The sequence below is a fragment of the Halochromatium sp. genome, from assembly GCF_054919635.1.
The window spans coordinates 1-5,078 of record NZ_JBUDPI010000277.1 but is presented as its reverse complement, the minus strand read 5'-3'; the positions used below and the strand labels follow the sequence as shown (position 1 = coordinate 5,078).

At 62.0% G+C, this 5,078-nt stretch carries 3 protein-coding genes and 1 pseudogene; all 4 read right to left on the bottom strand.

Annotated elements, in window-relative coordinates; genetic code table 11:
- Positions 1-417: pseudogene (locus tag ACY693_RS14705) on the bottom strand (hypothetical protein); the annotation flags it as partial.
- Positions 395-1,999 (bottom strand): imidazole glycerol phosphate synthase subunit HisF, encoded by a 1,605-nt coding sequence (gene hisF, locus ACY693_RS14700; protein WP_462322565.1) that lies wholly within the window; start codon positions 1,997-1,999, stop codon positions 395-397. The gene hisF and the pseudogene ACY693_RS14705, both read right to left, overlap by 23 nt.
- A 59-nt stretch (positions 2,000-2,058) precedes the next feature.
- Positions 2,059-3,042: a MerR family transcriptional regulator gene (locus ACY693_RS14695; protein ID WP_462322564.1), complete on the bottom strand. Its 984-nt coding sequence runs from the start codon at positions 3,040-3,042 to the stop codon at positions 2,059-2,061.
- Between the two features lie 696 nt (positions 3,043-3,738).
- On the bottom strand, positions 3,739-4,836 hold the full coding sequence (lptF, locus tag ACY693_RS14690; RefSeq protein ID WP_462322563.1) for an LPS export ABC transporter permease LptF: 1,098 nt from the start codon (positions 4,834-4,836) through the stop codon (positions 3,739-3,741).
- Between the last annotated feature and the right edge of the window lie 242 nt (positions 4,837-5,078).

Sequence of the window (5,078 nt, the reverse complement as noted above, 5' to 3'; positions counted from 1 at the left end):
GTCGCCTTCGTCATCGAACCGCACCAGCCCGGAGGCAGCGCCAGTGAGCTGAGCCAGATGCCGGCAGGCGCTGCGCGCAAGCTCGATCATTTGATCGCGCTGAGATGGTCGAGCGGCCGCAATCCGGGCCAGATAATTGGCTCGCCCGATCATCTGCTCGACCTCGAAGCCGTAGCGCTCGAGCGCCGCGATCACCACGGCATCGGTTGCGGAGCGATCGCCGTTCTGAACCACCCGCAGCAGATGACAGGCGGCTATCTCGCTGAGCAGCTCATCGGCATCAATCCCCTCGGGCAAGGGCTCTCGACCCGAAGGCAGACCCGCGCAGCCAACGAGCAGCAGCAGACAGAGGCCAAAGAGTCCAGTGAGCTGCCCCCACCGATGGCGCGCGCGACTAGTCTCTAACCGGAATGCCATCAGCACCCATCTGCGCCTTGACCGATGCAATCGGCACCTCGCGGCGATGGAAGATGCCCGCCGCAAGCGCCGCCTCGACCCCGGTACGCTCGAACACCTCCGAGAAATGCTGCGGCCGACCAGCACCGCTCGAGGCAATCACCGGGATGCTCACGGCCGAGCGCACGGCCTCGATCAGCTCCAAGTCGAAGCCGCTGCCGGTGCCGTCACGGTCGATCGAGTTGAGCAGGATCTCTCCGGCACCGAGCTGCTCGCAGACCCGCGCGAGCTCCACCGCATCGACATCGCGGCCCTCGCGACCGCCTTTGACGGTGCACTGAAACCAACAGAACCGCTCGCCGTGCGGCCCTGGGATCGCGGTCTCGATCACCGTCCGCTGAGTCTCATCGGGTGACTGCACATAGACCCGCCGAGGATCGACCGAGATCACCACGGCTTGGGTGCCGTAGACGCGCGCGATCTCTTCGATCGCGCTGCCACCGTCGCCTGCCCCGCGTGCGCGAACGGCCTCGACCGTTGCCACCGCGTCCGATCCGATCGAGATCTTGTCCGCACCAGAGCGGAAATACTCACCCGCAACATCGAGCGCGCTATAGGCATGGCCATTGGCATCAGTGAAGGCCCTGATGCCACCGCCGATTGTCAAGGGCACAAAGACGTTCTCCGAGGTCCGCCGCAAGACCTCAAGCATCGGCTGATCCGCAAGCGGAAAATCGCGAAACGCGGTGATGTTGAGGAAGGTGATCTCGTCGGCGCCTTCTTCGTAGTAGCGGCGAGCCAGCTCGACCGGTTTGCCGAGGTTACGCACCGCCCCTCCAGACTCCCGCACGTCGTACTGATCGCCCTTGGTGACGACCAGATCACCCGCATCGTTACTGCGCACGTCGAGGCAGGCGATGACCCGCTTGGCAATCTGGGTCGGCGCTCGCGTCAGCGCCTGACCCTCGTCGAGATCAGCGTTGACGCCCTGCTCGATCGCACCGCTGAGGAAGCGGCGCAGCACCTCGAGTCCGGCCGCGCCGCTCTTCTCAGGATGAAATTGTAAGGCCGCGATCCGGCCGCGCTGGACGGCACTGATAAACGCGTCGCCATAATCGGTCTCTGCCAGAACCCAATCGGCATTCTCTCGGCTTGCCTCGGCATGGTAGGAATGCACGAAATAGAAGCGCTGATGATCGAGGCCCGAGAGCAAGGCGCTGTCGCGCTGCAATCGCACGCCATTCCACCCCATGTGCGGCACCGCGAGGCGGCTATCTGGGAATCGACGGACTTGGCCCGGGATCACACCTAGTCCAGGGATGCCGGGAGACTCCTCACTCCCCTCAAACAGGCTTTGCAGCCCGATACAGATCCCGAGAAAGGGCCGATCCGCAGCCAAGTACTCTCTCAGCGGCTCCGTATAGCCAAGTGCATTGAGACGCTGCATGGCCGCCCCGAAGGCACCAACACCAGGAAAGAGGAGATATTCGGCTGCGAGGATGTCGGCCGGCCGGCGGATATCAGTCAGCTCGAAGCCGAGCCGAGCGATGGCATTGCGCAGGCTACGTACATTGCCAGCGCCGTAATCGAGGAGCGAAATCATCAGGAAGTGAGAGCCACGGCGATCATTCGAAGACCAAGTGTAGCAGCACAGGGCCAGGATCAGACATCGATCCCCTCAGCCTCGACCACACGGGCCAGTGCTGCCTCCATGGTTGCCCGGGCGCGGGCGGTTGCCGCATGCAGAAACGCATGTAGCGCCGCGTCGTCGGCGTTACGGTTCTCACATTCGCGGCTATACTGCTCGAACGCGACCAGGCTCGAGACCAGCTGCACCAGGTGGTGCGGGCATTCACACCGCACTGTTGGCGAAGCCATTGCGATTCGGGCCAGGCTGGCATTGTCATAGAGCCGGCGCGGGATCGGCGATGCCAGGTCAACCCCGTCAAGAAATGCCTGCGATGAAGGCGATTGCTCGCGCCCATGCAGGGCGACGCACCAGCGCGACAGCTCAGCCGCATCAACAGGTGCACGCTTGGCGACGACGCGTTGAGCCTCGAGCCGATCGATCGCAGCCCTTGGTGCAAAGCCGTAGACCACCAACCCCTGTGCGGCGCCGGACTCGGCAAGAAGATCGGTGATTTGGGCGATCCGATCAAGCTGAATCGTTGGACGCTCGAGCACAAGGAGGTCGATCTTGAGATCGCTCAGGGCATGCCGGAAGCGATGCTCATCCTCGAACACCCCGACGAGCTCGACCCCCTCGTCTAAAGCGGCAATGCGCTCGCCCTGTGGGGCCAGCAGGGTCGGCAGGGTTGGCCCCAACACAGCGACTCGACAGGGAGGGCGCTCGGCGTCGGGAGCCGGCACAAGATTCAACCCGCGCGAGCGCTCTTGCAACTGGGGCAGCGGCAGCCGGGCGACGTGACTGATCGCATCGCCGTTGTCGACGAGACGCTTGATCAGGGTCAGGCGCCCGACGTCTTCAGCTGAGTAGAGACGAGTCCCTGCCTCAGACCGAACCGGCTCAACCACTGCGTAACGCCGCTCCCAGACGCGCAAGGTATCGGGCGGGATGCCAGTAAGACGCGCCACTGCGCCGATGCGATAGGTTTGCGCGACGGACGGATACTCGGGTTCTGTCAAGACCATTGCCCTCTTGAACACATTTTGTCTATATATAAACGTGAAATTGACATTGACATCAGCAGATTTAACGCCTAACTTCAGTTCAAAGCTTGGTCAATCTCTGACAAGGTCGATGCTGTCTAGCCAGATGATCGATGTGGTTAAGCGAGTGTAGACAGGGCGCCACCCGCTCTAGGTAGAGGACATGGTGTCACTCTGGAGAACGACCAAGTTTTGTTCAGGCAAATCTCGACAACACCCTATCCTTACCCCCGAAGGCCGCCACCGGTCGAGCCGGAACAGGAGATGCACGATGACCCTCACCATGATCGCAGCCCGCAGCTTGCGGGGAGCTCTGTTGGCAGTTGCAATGCTAAGCGTCGCATTCCCCGCGAGTGTCGCCGCTGGAGTCCACCAGAGTGCATGCCTCACCAACACTGATCGCGCTCGTGCTAACCAAGACCCTCGGAGCGCTCAGATTCGACCTTCGGGACCCGGTCTATTGCGCATCGTGCGCCAGATCGCCGAAGCTGAGCGAGCGGTCTTGAACTCATCATCGATACCGCGGCCAGCAGCATTGGAGCGGCGAACGCGTCGTCCTGGACAGCTTTCCGAGCGAGCGCTGCGTGAGCGCATTGCCCGGTACCGGGTATCCCCAACAGCCACTCAGCACCAGGCCTCACTGCCAACTGGCACCCGGGCTCTCTGCTCGGACTAGCTACCAAGACGATGCCGAATCTGTCGCAGCCAGAATGACTCGGGCATGAGACTGAGATAGACCAGGAGCAAGATGGCGGCCTGATACCAGAGCATCCCCATCCAGGTTGGAGTGACGCCTGTCTCAAACCAATTCTCGGCAAGACGCTGCAGATTGAAGAACGCGAAATAGGCCAGGAGGGCGAGCAGGAGCCGACCGGTTCCGCGCTGCCTTGGTGATAAGGTCGTGAGCGGGATTGCCAGCAGCGCCAGCACAAAGATCGCAATGGGCGCCGAGAGACGATGTCCGAGCTCAGCGCGGTCGAGGAGGGAATCAGAGCCAATGAGCTCGCGGGTCGGCAACGCCGCACGCCGGCGTCGCTCCACCTCGAGCTCAGCCTCTGGCTCGAGATAATACATGTAGCGATCGAATTCAGCGAGATCGTAATCCGCTGTACCCGGCCGCCCGTCATAGCGTCGTCCTTGCTCAAGCATGATGACCTGCTCGCCGGTGCTCGCATCACGCTGATAGAGGCCGAGCTCGCTGAGGACTAGGCGCGGTTTCTCTGCGCGCCGATCCTGAATAAAGACCCCTTGGAAGCGATTCTTGTCATCGATGCCTGCGGCATAGAAGGTGATGTTGCCATCGTCTTGTTGATAGAAGCGTCCAGCACGAAGACCGGCGACTTGGGTGGAACGCTCGGTCCTCGCATCTTCGATGATCTGTAGCTGCAATGAAGCGTACGGCTGACCAATCAGCGCGAACCAGCCGGTGATCACAGAGAGCGGGAGGGCGAAGATCAACAACGCGCGATAGAGTCGTATCGGCCCAAAGCCACAGGCGCCGAAGGCGATCAGCTCGCTGTCGCGGGCAAGTCGACCGAGGGTAACCAGGACCGCAATAAAGAAGGCAGGCGGCAGTAGGCTCGCGGTGTCACGGAGAATCTGCAGGCCGAGGTAACGCAAGACGGCATTGCTGCTGAGCGCGCCGAGATTGACGTCTTCGAGCGTGCGAAGCATAAGGAGGCTGGCCATGATCATGAGTAGGATCAGGATGATGGCCGAGAAGACCTTGGTCGTCTCAGAGAGGAGATAGCGGTCGGCGACGCTTAACACGATTCAGTTGTTTGCGATCTGGCGGTGATGCTGTGGTTTCTTGCAGGCTCTTGAGTGGCTGCCCCGGCGCTGTGCCTGAGTGGTGGTGCAGTGAAAGCGATCTGCAATACCGATCCGCGAGCTGCAGGGGAGGGGTTAGCGCTTGTTGGGACGGCGGCAATGATGACGATACTTGCGAATACCCGAGTGGCTGCCCGGGCGCCGCGGTCGGGTGGCGCCGCTCGGGGGACGCCGTGAATCCG